Consider the following 17,907-nt stretch of genomic DNA (forward strand, 5'->3'; position numbering starts at 1 on the left):
GCTTTTAGATCAAGGTCAAGCGGGTGATAATATAGGAGCTCTTCTACGTGGTGTTGATCGTGAAGGGATTGAGCGTGGTCAGGTATTGGCGAAGCCAGGATCCGTTACGCCTCATACACGTTTTAAAGCAGAAGCTTACATTTTGACAAAAGATGAAGGTGGACGTCATACGCCATTTTTTACAAATTATCGTCCTCAGTTTTACTTCCGTACGACGGATGTTACAGGTATTGTTACACTTCCAGAAGGAACGGAAATGGTTATGCCAGGTGACAATGTTGCGATGGATGTTTCGTTGATCGTTCCGATAGCGATGGAAGAGAAACTTCGTTTTGCTATTCGTGAAGGTGGTCGTACTGTTGGTGCCGGTATCGTCTCTAAGATCATTGAATAAATAATGCTTGTTGAGTGCTTTAATTATTAATGCACTTTGTATAACAGGGAAATAAAGAGCATGAACAGTCAGAATATTCGCATTCGCTTGAAAGCGTTTGATCATAGAATTCTTGATACGTCGACGCGTGAGATTGTATCGACTGCTAAACGTACCGGTGCAAATGTCCGTGGTCCCATTCCGCTTCCGACGCGGATTGAGAAGTTTACGGTCAATCGTGGACCGCATATCGATAAGAAAAGTCGTGAGCAGTTTGAGATGCGAACACATAAGCGTCTTCTTGACATTGTTGATCCAACGCCGCAAACAGTGGATGCGCTTATGAAGCTCGATCTTTCTGCTGGTGTGGATGTAGAAATTAAGCTCTGAGGTTTGAGGACAGAAGGAACAGACCCGATGCGTTCAGGTGTAATAGCACAGAAGCTGGGCATGACCCGTATTTATAATGATGCTGGTGAGCATGTGCCGGTGACGGTACTTCGTTTGGAGAATTGTCAAGTCGTTGCTCAGCGTACAGTTGAAAAGAATGGTTATACTGCTGTTCAATTAGGTGTAGGCTTTGCTAAGGTTAAGAATACTTCACAAGCTCTTCGTGGACATTTTGCTAAGGCTTCTGTTGAGCCTAAAGCCAAAATAGCAGAGTTTCGTGTGAGTCCCGACAATCTTCTTGATGTTGGTACTGAGATTACAGTGGAACATTTTGTTCCAGGACAAAGAGTTGATGTGACTGGTACCAGTATTGGTAAGGGGTTTGCTGGTGTTATGAAACGACATAACTTTGGTGGGCATCGTGCTTCCCATGGTAATTCGATCACACATCGTGCTCATGGTTCTACGGGGCAGTGCCAAGATCCTGGTAAAGTTTTTAAAGGCAAAAAAATGGCCGGCCATATGGGGCAAGTGCGTGTAACAACACAGAATATTGAAGTTATTTCCACTGATAGTGAGCGTGGTTTAATTTTAGTGCGTGGTGCTGTTTCTGGTTCTAAAGGTTCTTGGATTTTGATACGGGATGCTGTGAAGAAGCGTCTTCCTGATAATGCTCCAAAGCCTGCCGGTATTCGCCGTCTTGTGAAGGAGAAAGCGGAAATGGTTACTCCGGTGACGGAAACCTCTGAAGTTGAGGGAGCCTAATAATGGATCTTGTAATTAAAACTCTTGATGGTAATGAAGCTGGCAAATTAAAGGTTTCTGAAGCTATTTTTGATCTTGTTCCGCGTGAGGATATTTTGCAACGTGTTGTTCGTTGGCAGCTTGCACGTCGTCAGCAGGGAAGTCATCAATCCCAAGGTCGTTCTGATGTGTCACGAACAGGGGCAAAAATGTTTAAACAGAAAGGAACTGGGCGTGCTCGACATTCATCTGCACGTGCACCGCAGTTTAGAGGTGGAGGTAAGGCACATGGACCGGTGGTTCGCAGTCATGCGCATGATCTTCCTAAAAAGATTCGTGCTCTTGGGTTGCGTCTTGCTTTATCTGCAAAATTAAAAGCAAAAGATTTGATTATTGTGGATGAGTTGACTGTTAAGGATGCTAAAACGAAGATGCTTGTTTCTCATTTTTCTAAGCTTGGATTTAATAACGCTCTCTTGATTGGTGGTAAAGAGATTGATATTAACTTTTTTCGTGCAGCCTCTAATATCCCTAATATTGACATTTTGCCTATTCAGGGAATTAATGTTTATGATATTTTGCGTCGCAGCAAACTTGTTTTATCAAAAGCAGCTGTTGAGGCTCTTGAGGAGCGTTTTAAATGACAGATCTTCGCCATTATGATATAATTATTAGTCCAGTTATTACTGAAAAGGCGACTATGATTTCTGAATATAATCAAGTTGCTTTTAATGTCGCGCCGAAAGCGACGAAGCCTGAGATTAAGGCTGCTATTGAAGCGCTTTTTAGCGTAAAGGTTAAAGCAGTTAACACGATAGTCCGTAAGGGTAAAGTGAAGCGTTTCAAAGGTATAGTTGGTCGGCAGAGTGATGTCAAAAAAGCGATCGTAACTCTGGCCAGTGGTCAGACTATCGACGTTTCGACAGGTCTTTAAGAGGCTCGGAGATAGGAATAATGGCACTTAAGCAATTTAATCCAACTACACCTGGGCAGCGTCAGCTTGTTATTGTGGAACGTTCTTGTCTTTATAAGGGAAAACCTATAAAGATGTTAACTGAAGGTTTGTCTTCAAAGGGTGGACGTAATAATCGCGGTCGTGTTACTGCTCGTTTTCAGGGTGGTGGACATAAACGTAGTTATCGGTTTGTCGACTTTAAGCGTCTTAAACGTGATGTTTCAGCAAAGGTTGAGCGTTTAGAATACGATCCTAATCGTACCGCTTTTATTGCTTTAATCCGCTATGAGGATGGGCAATTGAGTTATATTCTTGCGCCACAGCGTCTTGGTGTTGGTGATTCTGTTATGGCTGGTTTAAATGTGGATGTTAAACCAGGTAATGCTATGCCTCTTGGTAATATGCCTGTAGGCACAATTATTCATAATGTTGAGATGAAGCCAGGAAAAGGAGGGCAGATTGCGCGTTCAGCAGGTGCTTATGCGCAGTTGGTTGGACGAGATCATGGTATGGCTATTCTTCGTTTAAATTCTGGTGAACAGCGTTTGGTTCCGAGTAGCTGTTTTGCAACTGTTGGCGCTGTTTCAAATCCTGATCATGGGAATATTAATGATGGTAAGGCGGGTCGGTCACGTTGGCGTGGTAAACGTCCACATGTTCGTGGTGTTGCTATGAACCCCGTTGATCATCCGCACGGTGGTGGTGAAGGTCGTACATCGGGGGGGCGCCATCCAGTATCTCCTTGGGGTAAACCTACGAAAGGTAAGCGTACGCGCTCCAATAAAGCCACTGATAAATTTATTATGCGTACGCGTCATCAACGCAAGAAATGAGAAAGGTAGTCTGAAGTGGTTCGTTCAGTGTGGAAAGGTCCGTTTGTTGACGGCTATCTTCTTGGTAAAGCAGAGAAGGTACGTGCAAGTGGGCGCAATGAAGTTATAAAAATATGGAGTCGTCGCTCTACTATTTTACCGCAATTTGTTGGTTTAACTTTTGGTGTTTACAACGGTAATAAGCATATTCCTGTTTCTGTTTCTGAAGAGATGGTTGGGCATAAGTTTGGTGAGTTCGCTCCTACCCGGACTTATTATGGTCATGGTGCCGATAAAAAAGCGAAGAGGAAGTAGGAATGGGAAAAGCTAAAGTTTCGCGCCAGCTTAAAGATAATGAAGCAAGAGCTGTCACGCGGACAATTCGTGTTAGTCCGCAGAAGCTTAATTTAGTTGCTGCAATGATTCGTGGTAAAAGAGTTAATGTAGCGCTCGCTGATTTGATGTTTTCACGCAAGCGTATTGCTGCTACTGTGAAAAAAACGCTTGAATCAGCAATTGCAAATGCAGAAAATAACCACGATCTTGATATTGATTCGCTTGTTGTGGCGGAAGCTTATGTTGGTAAGTCGATAGTGATGAAGCGCTTTCATGTTCGTGGTCGAGGGCGTGCTAGTAGAATTGAACGTCCATTTTCGCATCTTACTGTTATTGTTCGTGAAGTTACCGAAAAAGTGGAGGCCGCGTAATGGGGCAGAAGATCAATCCAATAGGACTTCGTCTTGGTGTTAATCGGACTTGGGACTCTCGTTGGTATGCTGATAGTGGTGAATATGGGCGCCTTCTTCATGAAGATTTGAAAATTCGTTCATATGTGCTTGAGGAGCTTAAACAGGCGGCTATTTCTAAGGTTGTTATTGAGCGTCCTCATAAGAAGTGTCGTATTACGATTCATTCTGCACGTCCTGGTTTGATTATTGGTAAAAAGGGTGCTGATATCGAAAAGCTTCGTCGTAAGCTTTCAGAAATGACGGATGCTGAAACTTCATTGAATATTGTGGAGATTCGTAAACCGGAGATTGATGCGACAATTATTGCGCAATCAATTGCTCAACAGTTAGAGCGTCGTGTTGCTTTTCGTCGTGCAATGAAGCGTGCTGTTCAGTCTGCTATGCGTCTTGGTGCGGAAGGTATTCGTATCAATTGTTCTGGCCGTCTTGGTGGTGCTGAAATTGCTCGTATGGAATGGTATCGTGAAGGTCGTGTTCCACTTCATACCTTGCGTTCTGATGTTGATTACGGTACAGCAGAAGCTAAGACCGCTTATGGTATTTGTGGTATTAAAGTTTGGGTCTTTAAGGGTGAGATTCTTGAGCATGATCCGATGGCTTCAGAACGTCGTGCTACGGAAGCTGATCAATCTGGTTCTTCATCGAATCGTCGCCGCGAAAATGCTTAGTTTTTGAGATTGAACTAAAATTTGGAGTAGAGAACAATGTTGCAGCCAAAGCGCACAAAGTTCCGTAAACAGTTCAAAGGCCGTATTCACGGTTCTGCGAAGGGTGGTACGGATTTGAATTTCGGTGCCTACGGTTTGAAGGCTGTTGAGCCGGAGCGGGTTACTGCTCGTCAAATTGAAGCGGCGCGTCGTGCGATTACACGTTATATGAAGCGTTCTGGTCGTGTGTGGATTCGCATTTTTCCAGATCTTCCGGTTACATCTAAACCGACTGAAGTTCGTATGGGTAAAGGTAAGGGAAGTGTTGATTATTGGGCTGCACGTGTTGCTCCTGGGCGCGTCATGTTTGAGCTTGATGGAGTTCCGGAAGATGTTGCACGTGAAGCGCTAAGGTTGGGTGCTGCAAAGTTGCCTATAAAAACGCGTTTCATCCAGCGTATTGCTGAATAATGAGGTTAAGCGATGAGAGCCACAGAATTACGGGCGCAAACGCTCGACCAAATGAAAGATGAATTGGCTAAGTTAAAGAAAGAGCAATTTAATTTGCGTTTTCAAAAAGCAACAGGTCAATTAGAAAAGACTGCGCGTGTTAGACAAGTTCGTCGTGATATTGCGCGTATTAAAACTTTTCTTCGTCAAAAGATAAGTGAAACTAAGGTTTAAGGAAATAAGAGATGCCTAAACGCGTTTTGCAGGGTGTTGTTATTAGCGACAAAAGTGATAAGACTGTTGTTGTCAAAGTTGAACGCCGTTATTCTCATCCGCTTCTTAAGAAGACTGTTCGGCAGTCTAAAAATTATAAAGCGCATGACGAAAACAACCAATTCAAGATTGGGGATCAAGTTTCTATTCAAGAATCTAGACCAATTTCGAAAGATAAATGTTGGATTGTTGTAAAAGACAATGTAGCGTAATGGGTTAAGTTTATTGTTTTAGAATTTAACAGTGTTTTTATCATTGATAAATTTGAAGGCGATGAATTTATCGTTATTTGGCAGGCAAATCCGAGTGTATAAAAGGTACAATCGGATATATGTGTTAAGAGAAGGTGGCCAGTCATGATTCAGATGCAAACAAATCTCGACGTTGCTGATAATTCTGGAGCGCGTCGTGTCATGTGCATCAAGGTGTTAGGCGGTTCAAAGCGGAAATATGCTTCGGTCGGTGACATTATTGTTGTTTCGGTTAAGGATGCAATTCCTCGTGGCCGTGTTAAAAAAGGTGATGTTATGAAAGCTGTTGTGGTTCGTACTGCTAAGGATATTCGTCGCGCAGATGGTAGTGTCATTCGTTTTGATAGTAATGCTGCGGTTTTAGTGGATAATAAAAAAGAGCCGATTGGTACTCGTATCTTTGGACCTGTTCCCCGCGAATTGCGTGGTAGGAATCATATGAAGATCATCTCGCTTGCTCCTGAAGTTCTATAAGGAGTAAATGTTATGCAGAAGATTCGAAAAGGTGATAAAGTTGTTGTTTTGTCCGGTAAGGATAAAGGATGTAGTGGTGAAGTAATTAAGGTTAGTCCAAAAGAGAATAAGGCTTTTGTTCGTGGGATTAATATGATTAAACGTCATCAACGTCAAACGCAGAAGCAAGAGGCTGGAATTATTTCTAAAGAAGCTCCGATTCATCTGTCTAATTTGGCGATTGCTGATCCTAAAGATGGTAAGCCTACACGTGTAGGCTTTCGTATGAATGCAGATGGTAATAAGGTGCGTTTTGCCAAGCGTTCGGGAGAGTTGATTAATGGCTGAGGAAAGACAAGTACCGCGTATGAAAGCGCATTATTTTGAAGTGATTCGTAAAGCGCTTCAAGAGAAGTTTAATTACAGAAATGCGATGCAAATTCCGCGGATTGATAAAGTTGTAATAAATATGGGCATAGGTGAAGCAACTGCTGATTCGAAGAAGCCTTCCCTTGCTGCTGAGGATTTAGGGCTAATAACGGGTCAGAAGGCTGTTGTTACGCGTGCGCGTAATTCTATCGCGACCTTTAAGGTTCGTGAAGGAATGCCTCTTGGGGCTAAAGTTACATTGCGTAAAGATCGTATGTTTGAGTTTTTAGATCGTCTTGTTACGATTGCTCTTCCGCGGGTTCGTGACTTTCGTGGTTTAAATCCAAAGAGTTTTGATGGTCGTGGCAATTTTGCTATGGGTATTAAAGAACACATTGTGTTTCCAGAAATCAACTATGATAAAGTTGATCAAATTTGGGGCATGGATATTATCGTTTGTACGACAGCAAAAACGGATGATGAGGCTCGTGAATTATTGCGTGCTTTTAATTTTCCTTTTCGTTCGTAACGGCAAACATAGTGAGGTGAGATTATGGCCAAAGTAAGTGCCGTTGAAAAAAATAAGCGTCGTGAGGTGATGGTAAAGCGTTATGCTGCCCGTCGTGCACGTTTGAAAGCAATAGTTATGGATCAGAAGGTTTCTCTTGAAGAACGTTTTAAAGCTTCTGTTCAGTTGGCAGAGTTACCGCGTAATTCTTCGAAAGTTCGTATTCGTAATCGCTGTGAGGTTTCAGGTCGTCCGCGGGCTTATTATCGTAAATTAAAAATGTCGCGAATTGCGTTGCGTGAGCTTGGCTCTATTGGCTATATTCCTGGTATTGTAAAATCTAGTTGGTAAGAGGAGATTATTTAATGTCTATGTCAGATCCTCTTGGTGATATGTTAACACGTATTCGTAATGCACTTGGTCGTAAAAAAGGTAAAGTAGTTACTCCAGCTTCGAAGCTTCGTGCGCACGTTCTTGATGTTCTTCAGTCGGAAGGTTATATTCGCGGATATAGTCAAATTGATTTAGGTGATGGGAAAGCTGAGATTGAAATCGAATTGAAGTATTTTGAAGGGCTGGCTGCTATTCGTGAGATTGCACGTGTATCAAAGCCAGGGCGTCGTGTGTATGTTTCTGCTAAGTCACTTCCACAGGTGGCTAATGGCCTTGGTATTTCGATTTTATCGACTCCTAAAGGCGTCATGGCAGATCATGAGGCGCGTGAACAGAATGTTGGTGGAGAACTCCTTTGTCGTGTTTTCTAAGTTATGTCAAGAAAACGGAAGAAAAAGTAGGTTAGAACAATGTCTCGTATTGGAAAGAAACCCATTTCAATTCCTTCTGGAGTTACTGCTACTGTTGAAGGTCAGCTGGTTAAGGCAAAAGGTCCAAAAGGTGAGTTGAGTTACGTCGTCAATGATGAAGTCTTAGTCAAACTTGAGGAAAATATCATATCAGTTATGCCGCGGGATCAGTCAAAAGATGCGCGTTCTAAATGGGGAATGTCGCGCTCAATGATTGAGAACATTTTTTGTGGTGTGAAAGATGGTTTTGAAAAGAGGTTGGAGATTAATGGGGTTGGTTATCGTGCTGCTTTGCAGGGTAAGGATGTTCAACTATCTCTGGGCTTTTCGCATGATGTGGTTTATAAAGTTCCGTCGGGTGTTACTGTGACTGTTCCTAAGCCAACAGAAATTGTTGTTTCTGGAATTGATAAACAGCAAGTTGGACAAGTTGCAGCGGAGATTCGGGAGTATCGTAGGCCTGAACCTTATAAAGGTAAGGGTGTTAAGCATGCAGATGAACGTATCTTCCGTAAAGAAGGTAAAAAGAAATAAGGATTTTGTATTATGGTTTCATCTAAGGACATTATCCAACGTCGTGCAAGGCGTGTTCGTCGTAGAATTAAAATGGTTTCTCATGATCGTCCTCGGCTTAGTGTTTATCGTTCAAATCAGAACATTTATGCTCAAGTTATCGATGATTTGCGGGGATGTACACTTGTTTCAGCCTCTACTCTTGAAAGTGATTTAAAAAAGTCGTTAAAGAGTGGTGCTGATAAAAAGGCAGCTTTTGCTGTTGGTAAGTTAATTGCTGAGCGTGCGAAGAAAGCGGGTGTTAATGAGGTGGTTTTTGATCGTGGAGCGTATGTGTACCATGGTCGCGTCAAAGCTTTAGCTGAGGCTGCTCGTGAAGGTGGTTTGAATTTCTAAAATTTCTTATTTATGAATGAGTAAGGAGAGTTTAGAGTTTTTCGTTTAAGTTCTTCCAGTTTGGTGAGGGACTTTGTTATCGTGCTTCCGGAAAAGAAAAAGGAATGAGGAATGGCACAAAAAGAACGTGGTGATAGAGAAGAACGCGATAATGAATTTGTCGATAGGCTCGTTCATATCAATCGTGTTGCTAAAGTTGTAAAGGGTGGTCGGCGTTTTGGTTTTGCTGCTCTTGTTGTCGTTGGAGATCAAAAAGGACGTGTGGGTTTTGGACATGGTAAAGCCCGTGAAGTTCCCGAAGCCGTTCGTAAAGCAACGGAATCTGCAAAGCGTGGGATGATTTATGTTCCGCTTCGGTCTGGGCGTACATTGCATCATGATCTTGAAGGTCGTCACGGAGCTGGGCGTGTTTTGCTACGTTCGGCTTCTGCTGGTACTGGTATTATTGCTGGGGGACCGATGCGTGCTATTTTTGAAGCTCTTGGTATGCAGGATGTCGTTGCAAAATCGCTAGGATCGTCGAATCCTTATAACATGGTTCGTGCAACATTTGATGCATTGAAACATCAAATGCATCCTAGAGATATTGCTGCTCAACGTGGTATAAAATATTCGACTTTGCAGGCGCGTCGTCGCCATTTAGTTGACCTAGAAGGGTAGTTTCTGAGATTATCAGAAAAGGAATTAGGAAATGGTTCAGAAAAAATCTCAGAGTAATAAAACTGTGACGGTGGAGCAAATTGGAAGCCCTATTCGAAACTCACAGATTCAGCGTGCAACCTTAAAGGGGCTTGGACTAAATAAAATGCGTCGTCGGCGCGTTTTAGATGATACACTTTGTGTGCGGGGTATGATTGCTCGGGTTCGGCATCTTGTTCGCGTTATAGATGAAGGTTAAGGGTTGCGGGAGTATTATATATGAAACTCAATGAACTGCGTGATTGCGAAGGCGCAATAAAAAATCGTAAGCGTGTTGGGCGTGGCATTGGTTCCGGTATGGGTAAGACTGGTGGTCGTGGTGTAAAAGGGCAAAAGTCACGTTCTGGTGTTTCCCTTAATGGTTTTGAAGGTGGGCAAATGCCTATCTATCGTCGTTTGCCAAAACGTGGATTTAGAAATTTCTTTGCCAAAACCTACAATGAAGTTTCACTAGGACGTATTCAGTTGGCAGTTGATGCGGGTAAGTTGAATATTGAAAAGCCTGTTGATATGATTGCTTTGAAAGAGTCTGGTATTATTCGTCGTGAAAAAGATGGGGTTCGTCTTCTTTCTGATGGTGATTTGAAGGCTAAGATTACCTTTCATGTTTCTGGTGCTTCACAAGCTGCTCGTGTTAAGATTGAAAAAGTGGGTGGTCAGGTCATTTTTCCTGATATTGCTCGATAATTTTTTTAATATGAATAGAGACCTAAAGAAGAATTATATTTGTTTTGTGGGATCTTTTGTGGAGACTTGTTTAAGTTCTGCATTTATTTGTGTATGCGTATGTGAATTTTAGGATTATACTTCTGTGATTTAAAGAACTGGAGTGTAAAGTGGAGACGTTTTATGGCATCAGCAGCAGAGCAATTTGCTTCCAATATAAACTTCGGTACCTTTTCGCGTGCAACTGAATTAAAGAAACGCATCTGGTTTACTCTGTTGGCGCTTCTTGTATATCGTTTTGGCACTTACATCTCTCTTCCAGGTATCAATATCGATGCTTTGCGGCAAACATTTGAACATCACGCGTCTGGTGTATTAGGACTCTTTAATATGTTTGCTGGAGGTGCCGTTGGGCGTATGGCTATTTTTGCGCTGGGTATCATGCCTTATATATCGGCATCTATTATTGTGCAATTGTTAACATCTATTATTCCTTCTTTGGAGACTCTTAAAAAGGAAGGGGATTTAGGTCGTAAGATTATCAATCAATATACGCGTTATGTAACAGTCGTATTGGCAATTCTACAAGCTTTTGGTATTGCGGTTGCGCTTGAAAGCGGTATAGGGTCGGGGCTTCAAATTGTTTTAGAACCAGGTCTTATGTTTCGTTTTTCTTCTGTTATTACACTTGTTGGCGGAACGATGTTTCTTATGTGGCTTGGCGAGCAAATTACGTCACGTGGTGTTGGTAATGGGGTTTCTCTTATCATTTTTACAGGGATTGTAGCCAACTTTCCTTCTACTTTTGCTCAGCTTTTGACAGCTCATAGTCAGGCTGATTTATCAACTTTTCTTTTAATAGGAATCGTTCTTATTGCTGTTTTGGTTATTGGGCTTATTGTTTTTATAGAGCGTGCACAACGGCGAATTCTTATCCAATATCCGAAACGTCAGGTCGGTAATCAAATGTTTCAAGGAGATATGTCGCATCTTCCTTTAAAGTTGAATACTGCTGGTGTTATTCCACCTATTTTTGCTTCATCTTTATTATTATTGCCTGCCACTATTAATAATTTTTCTGATAAAATGCCACAATGGGTTCAGGAGATTTCTTATGCTCTTGGTCATGGACAGCCACTTTATATGATTGTTTATGCATTTTTAATGGCGTTTTTTTGCTTTTTTTATACAGCTATTGTGTTTAATCCAAGTGATACTGCAGATCAATTGAAAAAGCATTCTGGTTTTATTCCAGGGATTCGTCCAGGTGAGCGTACAGCCGAATATATTGATTACGTTTTGACGCGTATTACTGTTGTGGGCGCTGTTTATATTATCTTGGTTTGTTTGTTACCTGAATTTATGATATCTGCATTACAGGTTCCTTTTTATCTTGGGGGAACATCCTTGTTGATTGTTGTTACTGTTACACTTGATACGGTTGCTCAAATTCAGGGGCATCTTGTTGCCCACCAATATGAAGGGTTGATAAAAAAATCAAAACTTCGTGGAGGTAGAAGGAATCGATGAGAGTTATTCTTTTAGGTCCTCCTGGAGCGGGAAAAGGTACGCAAGCAAAAATGTTGACTGAGGAATATAACATTCCTCATTTATCAACAGGGGATATGTTGCGTGAGGTGATTGCCAAAGAAACGGAGATTGGTAAAAAAGCTAAAGCTATTATAAGTTCTGGTGCTTTGGTTCCTGATAGTATTGTTAACCAAATCGTATCAGATCGGATTGATGAAGCTGATTGTGTAAACGGTTTTGTTTTGGATGGATATCCGCGAACTGTGGGGCAGGCGGAAGCGTTGCAACAGATACTGGATTCAAAAAATACGCGGCTTAATGCTGTTATTGAGTTGTGTGTTGATGAAGACGTGTTGATTGAACGTATGAAGAAGCGTGTTGAGGAAACAATAGCGGCTGGTGGACAGGTTCGTTTAGATGACAATCCTGTTGCTTTTGCAAAAAGATTAGTGGAATATCGTGAAAAAACAGCTCCCTTATCAAAGTTTTATTCAGAGAGGGGAATGTTGAAAGTTGTTGATGGAATGATTGGTGTTGCTGAAGTGACACGTATGATTAGAAGTTTTCTTTCATGAGATTTTTTTTAGAAATAAATGAAAAGAGTTGACTTTTGAGATGAAATCTATCAGAAGTAAATTTAATTTATTTTAGTGAAATAAGAGGATTCGGAAGAATTTTTTTCTGAGTCTATTTTTTTCTGTAAGGTATATCAGGTATTTTATAACAATTTGTCAAAATAACTAAGGAGAGTAGGCGTGGCTCGTATTGCTGGCGTCAATATCCCGACAAATAAGCGTGTAATTATTGCGCTTCAATATATCCACGGGATTGGACCAAAATTTGCTCAAGAAATTATTGAAAGAGTTGGCATTCCTTTGGGGCGTCGTGTGCATGAGCTTTCAGATGCTGAGGTGCTGCAGATTCGTGAGGCTATAGATCAGGGCTATCAAGTTGAAGGTGATCTTCGTCGTGAGGTTGCTATGAATGTTAAGCGTTTGATGGACCTTGGTTGTTATCGAGGATTGCGTCATCGCCGGTCTTTGCCTGTCCGAGGACAGCGTACACATACGAATGCCCGTACGCGTAAAGGTCCGGCTAAGGCAATTGCTGGTAAGAAGAAATAAGGGCCTTTGTGGAAGGTTTTTATATATTATTTTTTCTTGTTTGATTTGTTTGACAAGGAAAAAAAGGTGGAGCTGCTGATGTTACGGCAGTGATGAGATCGTTGAAAGGGAAATTATGGCCAAGGAAGCCACACGTGTTCGTCGTCGCGAACGTAAGAATATTTCATCGGGTGTTGTGCATATTAATTCAACATTTAATAACACAATGATTACTATTACTGATGCTCAGGGTAATGCAATTGCTTGGTCATCTGCTGGGGCTCAGGGGTTTAAAGGTGCGCGTAAATCGACACCTTTTGCTGCTCAAGTTGCTGCGGAGGATTGTGCAAGAAAAGCGCAAGAGCATGGTATGCGTTCTTTGGAAGTCGAAGTTTGTGGGCCTGGATCAGGGCGTGAATCTGCTCTACGTGCATTGCAATCTGTTGGTTTTGTCATTACTTCTATTCGCGATGTAACACCAATTCCTCATAATGGATGTCGTCCACGGAAAAGGCGGCGTGTTTAATTGGGTGTTGTTTTTTGTTGTCGGAGATTTCTCTGATGTTCACATTGGTCGTTACGATTGAATGGTAACGGAACTAAAGAACGGGAATAAAAATATGATCCAGAAAAACTGGCAGGAACTTATTAAACCCAATAAGGTTGAATCATGTGCACATGATAATCCAAATATTATAAGTGTGATTGCTGAGCCTCTTGAGCGTGGTTTTGGTTTAACCTTAGGAAATGCGCTTCGTCGCGTGTTGTTATCTTCGCTTCGTGGTGCTGCTATTACTGCTGTGCAGATTGACGGTGTCTTGCATGAATTTTCATCGATTCCAGGTGTGCGTGAGGATGTTACGGATATTATTCTGAATATAAAAGAAATTGCGCTTCGTATGGAAGAAGAAGGGCCTAAACGTGTCGTCGTTTATAAAGAGGGGCCTGGTGTTGTGAAAGCGGGAGATATCAGTACAGTCGGGGATATGGAAATTCTAAATCCAGATCATGTTATTTGTACTCTTGATGAAGATGCTGAGATTCGTATGGAATTTATTGTCAACACAGGAAAGGGTTATGTTCCATCTGATCGTAATTGTGTTGATGATGCACGTATAGGGCTTATTCCAATTGATAGTCTTTATTCACCAATTCGTAAAGTTTCTTATAAAGTGGAAAATACGCGTGAAGGTCAAGTTTTGGATTATGATAAATTGACCTTAACGATTGAAACGAATGGTGCTGTTAATGGAGAGGATGCTGTTGCTTTTGCAGCACGCATTCTTCAGGATCAATTATCGTTATTTATTAACTTTGAAGAGCCACAGAAGGAGCCTATTGAAGAGGTTGATTCTGAGCTTTCTTTTAATCCTGCACTTCTCAAAAAAGTGGATGAATTAGAACTTTCAGTTCGTTCGGCAAATTGTCTTAAGAATGATAATATTGTCTATATTGGTGATCTGATTCAAAAAACAGAATCTGAAATGCTTCGGACACCGAATTTTGGTCGCAAATCGTTGAATGAGATTAAAGAAGTTTTGGCGTGTATGGGTTTACATCTTGGAATGGAAATTCCTGCGTGGCCGCCTGAGAACATTGATGATCTTGCAAAACGTTATGAAGATCAATATTAAAATTAGAATTTAAGGAGAGGGCTTATGCGCCATAGTAAGTCAGGACGCAAGTTGAATCGTACTGCCAGTCACCGTAAAGCGATGTTTGCAAATATGGCAACTTCGTTGATCGAGCATGAGCAGATTGTGACAACGCTTCCAAAAGCTAAAGAAATTCGTCCTATTGTTGAAAAACTCGTTACTCTTGGTAAGCGTGGTGGTTTGCATGCGCGTCGGCAAGCAATTGCAGCACTTCGTGATGCGGGAAAGGTTGCAAAATTATTTGATACGCTTGCGCCACGTTATGCATCACGCAACGGTGGGTATTTGCGTATTATGAAAGCGGGGTTTCGTACCGGTGATAATGCACCCATGGCTGTTATAGAGTTTGTTGATCGTGATGTTGAAGCGAAGGGTGCTGGGGATCGTGCTCGCATGGAGGCTTCTGAGAATGAAAAGGGAACATCTTCGTAGAGTTTTTTTATTCTGTTGGATTTTTAAAGGCCGCCTTGTTTTGGGCGGTTTTTTTGTGAGTATTTTTAAGTTTATTTTAGTTGAGAAATAGGTGCAGAGAGAAAATTATAGAGTATTGAATTATCTTATTTTTATAATATTTATTGTTCAAATAGGTTGTTTTTATTCTCTATTATGAAATATTAATAGAGATCCTTAATTTGCGGGGATGCGTTTTTTTATTCTATTAATCTTCAACAGAATGTGCTGATTTTATAAGGAGTGGATTATGAGGTATTCTTTTTGGGTGCGGATTTTTTTTGCAATTATGATGCAGATATCATTTGATCATGTATATGCTCATGTTCCTCAAACACAAACAGAAATCACTCTTTCATTTTCTCCTTTAGTTAAAAAGACAGTTCCATCTGTTGTAAATATTTATGCAGCTCGACAAATTAGAGCACGATCACCTTTTGAAGGCGATCCATTTTTTGAGCAATTTTTTGGTCGTTTTCAAAATAAATTTCCTGTTCGTAAGCAATCGTCATTAGGATCAGGGGTGATTGTTGATGCACGTGGTTTGATTGTTACAAATTACCACGTCATTAAAGATGCAAGCGAAATTAAAGTGGCTTTTTCTGATGGGCGGGAGTTTGAGAGTAAGGTTGTGCTCAAAGATGAAGCGACTGATATTGCAATTCTTGAAGTTGAGGAAAAAGATGCTCAATTTCCTGTTCTTTCTTTGGGAAATTCTGATGCTGTTGAAGTTGGTGATCTTGTTCTGGCTATTGGTAATCCTTTTGGTGTTGGTCAAACAGTTACAAGTGGTATTGTTTCAGCGCAAGCGCGTACACGTGTTGGGATTTCTGATTTTGACTTTTTTATTCAAACAGACGCAGCCATTAATCCAGGGAATTCTGGTGGCGCTTTAATTGATATGAAAGGTCAGTTAATCGGAATTAATACGGCTATTTATTCGCGTTCCGGTGGTTCGGTAGGGATTGGTTTTGCTATTCCAGTTAATCTTGTAAAAGTAATGCTTAATACTGTTAAACGCGGTGGAAAATATTTTGTGCCGCCTTATATTGGGGCTTCTTTTCAAAATGTTACACCTGATATTGCTGGTGGTTTAGGTTTAGAACGTCCCTATGGTGCTCTGATTATTGAAGTTATCAAAGATAGTCCTGCTGAAAAAGCTGGATTGAAAGTAGGTGATGTTATTTTGAGTGTGCAGGGGGTACGCGTTGACAGTCCAGATAGTCTTGGTTATCGTTTTATGACAGCTGACGTTGAGCATAGTCTTGCCTTGGAATATTTACGAAGTGGAAAAACTTTAAAAACACAAATAACAGTTTCATCAATATCAGAAACTGCATTTTTAAAATCTGAAAAAATTACGGGTGACAGTCCTCTTGCTGGTGCTGAGGTGTTAGATTTAACACCGCAAAATAGTCGACGTTTTCATCTTCCTATATCTGCAAAAGGGGTTGTGATTACCAATCTTGAGGAAATGAGCAATGCAGCTGGAATTTTTCAGTCAGGAGATATTCTACGTGTTGTAAATGGCCATAAAATTCAAACAGTTCATCAGTTGAAAAAGGTTCTTATGCAAGGTCGCTCAAATATGTGGCAATTGGAATATGAACGTGATGGTATGTATATTCGCCAATTTATTCGTTGAGGTTTTTTTTGAAGAAAGATTTTTTTACTTCGTCGTTTGATTTTCAAGTTAATAAAAATCAGCCACTTGCAGAAAGAATGCGCCCTTGTTCTCTCAATGATGTTGTGGGACAAAAGCATTTGATTGGAGAGGATGGTTTGCTTTCACGTATGGCGGCAACTGGCTCAATTGGATCGATGATTTTTTGGGGACCTCCAGGGACGGGAAAAACGACCGTTGCACGTTTGTTAGCCCTTGAAACAAATTTCGCGTTTGAACAGGTTTCTGCTATTTTTACAGGAGTTTCTGAACTTAAAAAGATTTTTGAAGTTGCGCAGAGGCGTTTTATATCTGGGGATAAAACACTTCTCTTTGTTGATGAAATTCATCGGTTTAATCGTGCTCAGCAGGATAGTTTTCTTTCTGTGATGGAAGAGGGTACTGTGGTACTTATAGGTGCAACAACCGAAAATCCTTCTTTTGAACTGAATGCTGCCCTTCTTTCGCGTGCACGTGTTTTAACATTTCTTTCTCATGATCATGAAAGTTTGGACATGCTTTTGAAGCGTGCTGAAGAAGTGGAGGGAAAAATTCTTCCCTTGGATAATGATGCCAGAGACGTTTTGATAGAGATGTCTGATGGTGATGCGCGGGTAGCGTTAACATTGGCAGAGGAAGTTTGGTCTATTGCTCCATTGGGAGAGATTCTTGATGTTGTTGCTTTGCAAAAAGTTATTCAGCGTCGTGCGCCCATTTATGATAAAGGACGAGATGGGCATTATAATCTCATTTCAGCGTTGCATAAATCCGTTCGTGGATCTGATCCTGATGCTGCGCTTTATTATTTGGCACGTATGTTGGATGCTGGTGAAGATCCTCTCTATATTGGGCGAAGATTGGTTCGTATGGCTGTTGAAGATATTGGTTTGGCGGATCCTCAAGCTCTTGTCATTTGTAATGCAGCAAAAGATGCCTATGATTATTTAGGATCACCAGAAGGAGAGTTGGCTTTGGCGCAAGCATGTCTTTATGTTGCAACTGCGCCAAAGTCAAATGCAGCATATCTCGCGTATAAAGCAGCACTGCGTTGTGCGCGCAAAAATGGCTCTTTATCACCTCCTAAGCATATTCTTAATGCTCCTACGAAATTTATGAAGGAAGAAGGGTATGGAAGTGGTTATTGTTATGACCATGATGAACCAGACGCTTTTTCAGGACAAGAATATTTTCCCGAAAAACTTGGGCGTCAGAGTTATTATAAACCAGTTGAGCGTGGTTTTGAGCGTGAAATTGTGAAACGTCTTGAGTGGTGGCAACAGTTGCGCAAAAAACGTAAAGATCAAAATAAAATTTGAGTTGAAATACGTTTTTTATTGATCTCTTATGTTATTGTATGAGAAATTTAGCTTATATTTTAAACATTTATTGCATTGCTTGTAGAGATTTTTTTTGATATCTTCGAAAGTACATAGTTTTTCAAATTTAAATATATCA

Annotated in this window: 29 protein-coding genes and 1 pseudogene; all 30 read left to right on the forward strand. The window is 41.1% G+C overall.

Going from position 1 to position 17,907, the window contains the following annotated elements; translation table 11 throughout:
- Positions 1 to 394, forward strand: a pseudogene (gene tuf, locus ACFIKN_RS02365) (elongation factor Tu); the annotation flags it as partial.
- A 60-nt stretch (positions 395 to 454) separates the two neighbouring features.
- Positions 455 to 763 carry a 30S ribosomal protein S10 gene (gene rpsJ, locus ACFIKN_RS02370; protein WP_005773267.1) on the forward strand — a complete coding sequence of 103 codons (309 nt, stop codon included), beginning with the start codon at positions 455 to 457 and terminating at the stop codon, positions 761 to 763.
- Positions 764 to 790: 27 nt separating this feature from the next.
- Complete coding sequence (rplC, locus tag ACFIKN_RS02375; RefSeq protein WP_273791404.1) at positions 791 to 1,528, forward strand: 50S ribosomal protein L3; 738 nt, start codon at positions 791 to 793, stop codon at positions 1,526 to 1,528.
- A 2-nt stretch (positions 1,529 to 1,530) separates the two neighbouring features.
- The gene (gene rplD / locus ACFIKN_RS02380; protein WP_273791405.1) at positions 1,531 to 2,151 is read left to right on the forward strand and encodes a 50S ribosomal protein L4; all 621 of its coding nucleotides are present in this window, start codon (positions 1,531 to 1,533) and stop codon (positions 2,149 to 2,151) included.
- Positions 2,148 to 2,441 carry a 50S ribosomal protein L23 gene (locus tag ACFIKN_RS02385; protein WP_273723987.1) on the forward strand — a complete coding sequence of 98 codons (294 nt, stop codon included), beginning with the start codon at positions 2,148 to 2,150 and terminating at the stop codon, positions 2,439 to 2,441. Before rplD ends, ACFIKN_RS02385 begins: the two co-directional genes overlap by 4 nt.
- Before the next feature lie 20 nt (positions 2,442 to 2,461).
- Positions 2,462 to 3,295 carry a 50S ribosomal protein L2 gene (gene rplB, locus ACFIKN_RS02390; RefSeq protein WP_273791406.1) on the forward strand — a complete coding sequence of 278 codons (834 nt, stop codon included), beginning with the start codon at positions 2,462 to 2,464 and terminating at the stop codon, positions 3,293 to 3,295.
- A gap of 15 nt (positions 3,296 to 3,310) precedes the next feature.
- Positions 3,311 to 3,589 (forward strand): 30S ribosomal protein S19, encoded by a 279-nt coding sequence (gene rpsS / locus ACFIKN_RS02395; RefSeq protein WP_004855734.1) that lies wholly within the window; start codon positions 3,311 to 3,313, stop codon positions 3,587 to 3,589.
- 2 nt (positions 3,590 to 3,591) lie between these two features.
- Entirely contained in the window at positions 3,592 to 3,981 is a 390-nt protein-coding gene (gene rplV / locus ACFIKN_RS02400) for a 50S ribosomal protein L22 (RefSeq protein WP_273791407.1), read from the forward strand.
- Entirely contained in the window at positions 3,981 to 4,691 is a 711-nt protein-coding gene (gene rpsC, locus ACFIKN_RS02405; protein WP_273791408.1) for a 30S ribosomal protein S3, read from the forward strand. The genes rplV and rpsC overlap by 1 nt, the downstream gene beginning before the upstream one ends.
- 36 nt (positions 4,692 to 4,727) lie before the next feature.
- Complete coding sequence (rplP, locus tag ACFIKN_RS02410; protein WP_273791409.1) at positions 4,728 to 5,141, forward strand: 50S ribosomal protein L16; 414 nt, start codon at positions 4,728 to 4,730, stop codon at positions 5,139 to 5,141.
- Positions 5,142 to 5,153: 12 nt separating this feature from the next.
- On the forward strand, positions 5,154 to 5,354 hold the full coding sequence (gene rpmC / locus ACFIKN_RS02415) for a 50S ribosomal protein L29 (RefSeq protein ID WP_273791410.1): 201 nt from the start codon (positions 5,154 to 5,156) through the stop codon (positions 5,352 to 5,354).
- Between the two features lie 11 nt (positions 5,355 to 5,365).
- A complete protein-coding gene (rpsQ, locus tag ACFIKN_RS02420; RefSeq protein ID WP_012231991.1) occupies positions 5,366 to 5,605 on the forward strand; it encodes a 30S ribosomal protein S17 in 240 nt (79 codons plus the stop codon).
- A gap of 144 nt (positions 5,606 to 5,749) precedes the next feature.
- Positions 5,750 to 6,118 (forward strand): 50S ribosomal protein L14, encoded by a 369-nt coding sequence (gene rplN / locus ACFIKN_RS02425; protein WP_004855715.1) that lies wholly within the window; start codon positions 5,750 to 5,752, stop codon positions 6,116 to 6,118.
- Positions 6,119 to 6,130: 12 nt separating this feature from the next.
- Positions 6,131 to 6,445, forward strand: coding sequence for a 50S ribosomal protein L24 (gene rplX, locus ACFIKN_RS02430; RefSeq protein WP_015856579.1), 315 nt, complete (start codon positions 6,131 to 6,133; stop codon positions 6,443 to 6,445).
- Positions 6,438 to 6,995: a 50S ribosomal protein L5 gene (gene rplE / locus ACFIKN_RS02435; RefSeq protein WP_273791411.1), complete on the forward strand. Its 558-nt coding sequence runs from the start codon at positions 6,438 to 6,440 to the stop codon at positions 6,993 to 6,995. Before rplX ends, rplE begins: the two co-directional genes overlap by 8 nt.
- 24 nt (positions 6,996 to 7,019) lie before the next feature.
- Entirely contained in the window at positions 7,020 to 7,325 is a 306-nt protein-coding gene (gene rpsN, locus ACFIKN_RS02440; protein WP_273791412.1) for a 30S ribosomal protein S14, read from the forward strand.
- A gap of 14 nt (positions 7,326 to 7,339) precedes the next feature.
- On the forward strand, positions 7,340 to 7,738 hold the full coding sequence (rpsH, locus tag ACFIKN_RS02445; RefSeq protein WP_375657861.1) for a 30S ribosomal protein S8: 399 nt from the start codon (positions 7,340 to 7,342) through the stop codon (positions 7,736 to 7,738).
- Between the two features lie 39 nt (positions 7,739 to 7,777).
- Positions 7,778 to 8,311, forward strand: coding sequence for a 50S ribosomal protein L6 (gene rplF / locus ACFIKN_RS02450; protein WP_273791413.1), 534 nt, complete (start codon positions 7,778 to 7,780; stop codon positions 8,309 to 8,311).
- A gap of 12 nt (positions 8,312 to 8,323) precedes the next feature.
- Positions 8,324 to 8,686, forward strand: a complete 363-nt coding sequence (rplR, locus tag ACFIKN_RS02455; protein WP_273791414.1) for a 50S ribosomal protein L18 — start codon at positions 8,324 to 8,326, stop codon at positions 8,684 to 8,686.
- A gap of 111 nt (positions 8,687 to 8,797) precedes the next feature.
- On the forward strand, positions 8,798 to 9,346 hold the full coding sequence (gene rpsE, locus ACFIKN_RS02460; RefSeq protein ID WP_273791415.1) for a 30S ribosomal protein S5: 549 nt from the start codon (positions 8,798 to 8,800) through the stop codon (positions 9,344 to 9,346).
- A gap of 31 nt (positions 9,347 to 9,377) precedes the next feature.
- Positions 9,378 to 9,584 (forward strand): 50S ribosomal protein L30, encoded by a 207-nt coding sequence (rpmD, locus tag ACFIKN_RS02465; protein ID WP_375631283.1) that lies wholly within the window; start codon positions 9,378 to 9,380, stop codon positions 9,582 to 9,584.
- A gap of 20 nt (positions 9,585 to 9,604) precedes the next feature.
- Positions 9,605 to 10,072: a 50S ribosomal protein L15 gene (gene rplO, locus ACFIKN_RS02470; RefSeq protein WP_273791417.1), complete on the forward strand. Its 468-nt coding sequence runs from the start codon at positions 9,605 to 9,607 to the stop codon at positions 10,070 to 10,072.
- A gap of 162 nt (positions 10,073 to 10,234) precedes the next feature.
- Positions 10,235 to 11,581, forward strand: coding sequence for a preprotein translocase subunit SecY (gene secY, locus ACFIKN_RS02475; protein WP_273791418.1), 1,347 nt, complete (start codon positions 10,235 to 10,237; stop codon positions 11,579 to 11,581).
- A complete protein-coding gene (locus ACFIKN_RS02480) occupies positions 11,578 to 12,156 on the forward strand; it encodes an adenylate kinase (RefSeq protein ID WP_375631284.1) in 579 nt (192 codons plus the stop codon). The genes secY and ACFIKN_RS02480 overlap by 4 nt, the downstream gene beginning before the upstream one ends.
- A 180-nt stretch (positions 12,157 to 12,336) precedes the next feature.
- A complete protein-coding gene (gene rpsM, locus ACFIKN_RS02485; protein ID WP_026500557.1) occupies positions 12,337 to 12,705 on the forward strand; it encodes a 30S ribosomal protein S13 in 369 nt (122 codons plus the stop codon).
- A gap of 115 nt (positions 12,706 to 12,820) precedes the next feature.
- Positions 12,821 to 13,210 carry a 30S ribosomal protein S11 gene (rpsK, locus tag ACFIKN_RS02490; protein WP_007347762.1) on the forward strand — a complete coding sequence of 130 codons (390 nt, stop codon included), beginning with the start codon at positions 12,821 to 12,823 and terminating at the stop codon, positions 13,208 to 13,210.
- A gap of 94 nt (positions 13,211 to 13,304) precedes the next feature.
- Entirely contained in the window at positions 13,305 to 14,318 is a 1,014-nt protein-coding gene (locus ACFIKN_RS02495) for a DNA-directed RNA polymerase subunit alpha (protein WP_273791420.1), read from the forward strand.
- Between the two features lie 24 nt (positions 14,319 to 14,342).
- Positions 14,343 to 14,771, forward strand: a complete 429-nt coding sequence (gene rplQ / locus ACFIKN_RS02500) for a 50S ribosomal protein L17 (protein WP_273791421.1) — start codon at positions 14,343 to 14,345, stop codon at positions 14,769 to 14,771.
- Between the two features lie 268 nt (positions 14,772 to 15,039).
- Positions 15,040 to 16,434, forward strand: a complete 1,395-nt coding sequence (locus ACFIKN_RS02505; RefSeq protein WP_375631285.1) for a DegQ family serine endoprotease — start codon at positions 15,040 to 15,042, stop codon at positions 16,432 to 16,434.
- An 8-nt stretch (positions 16,435 to 16,442) separates the two neighbouring features.
- Positions 16,443 to 17,768 (forward strand): replication-associated recombination protein A, encoded by a 1,326-nt coding sequence (locus tag ACFIKN_RS02510; RefSeq protein ID WP_375654493.1) that lies wholly within the window; start codon positions 16,443 to 16,445, stop codon positions 17,766 to 17,768.
- Positions 17,769 to 17,907: the final 139 nt, after the last annotated feature.

It is taken from the genome of Bartonella sp. CL436QHHD (assembly GCF_042195105.1).
GTDB lineage: Bacteria > Pseudomonadota > Alphaproteobacteria > Rhizobiales > Rhizobiaceae > Bartonella.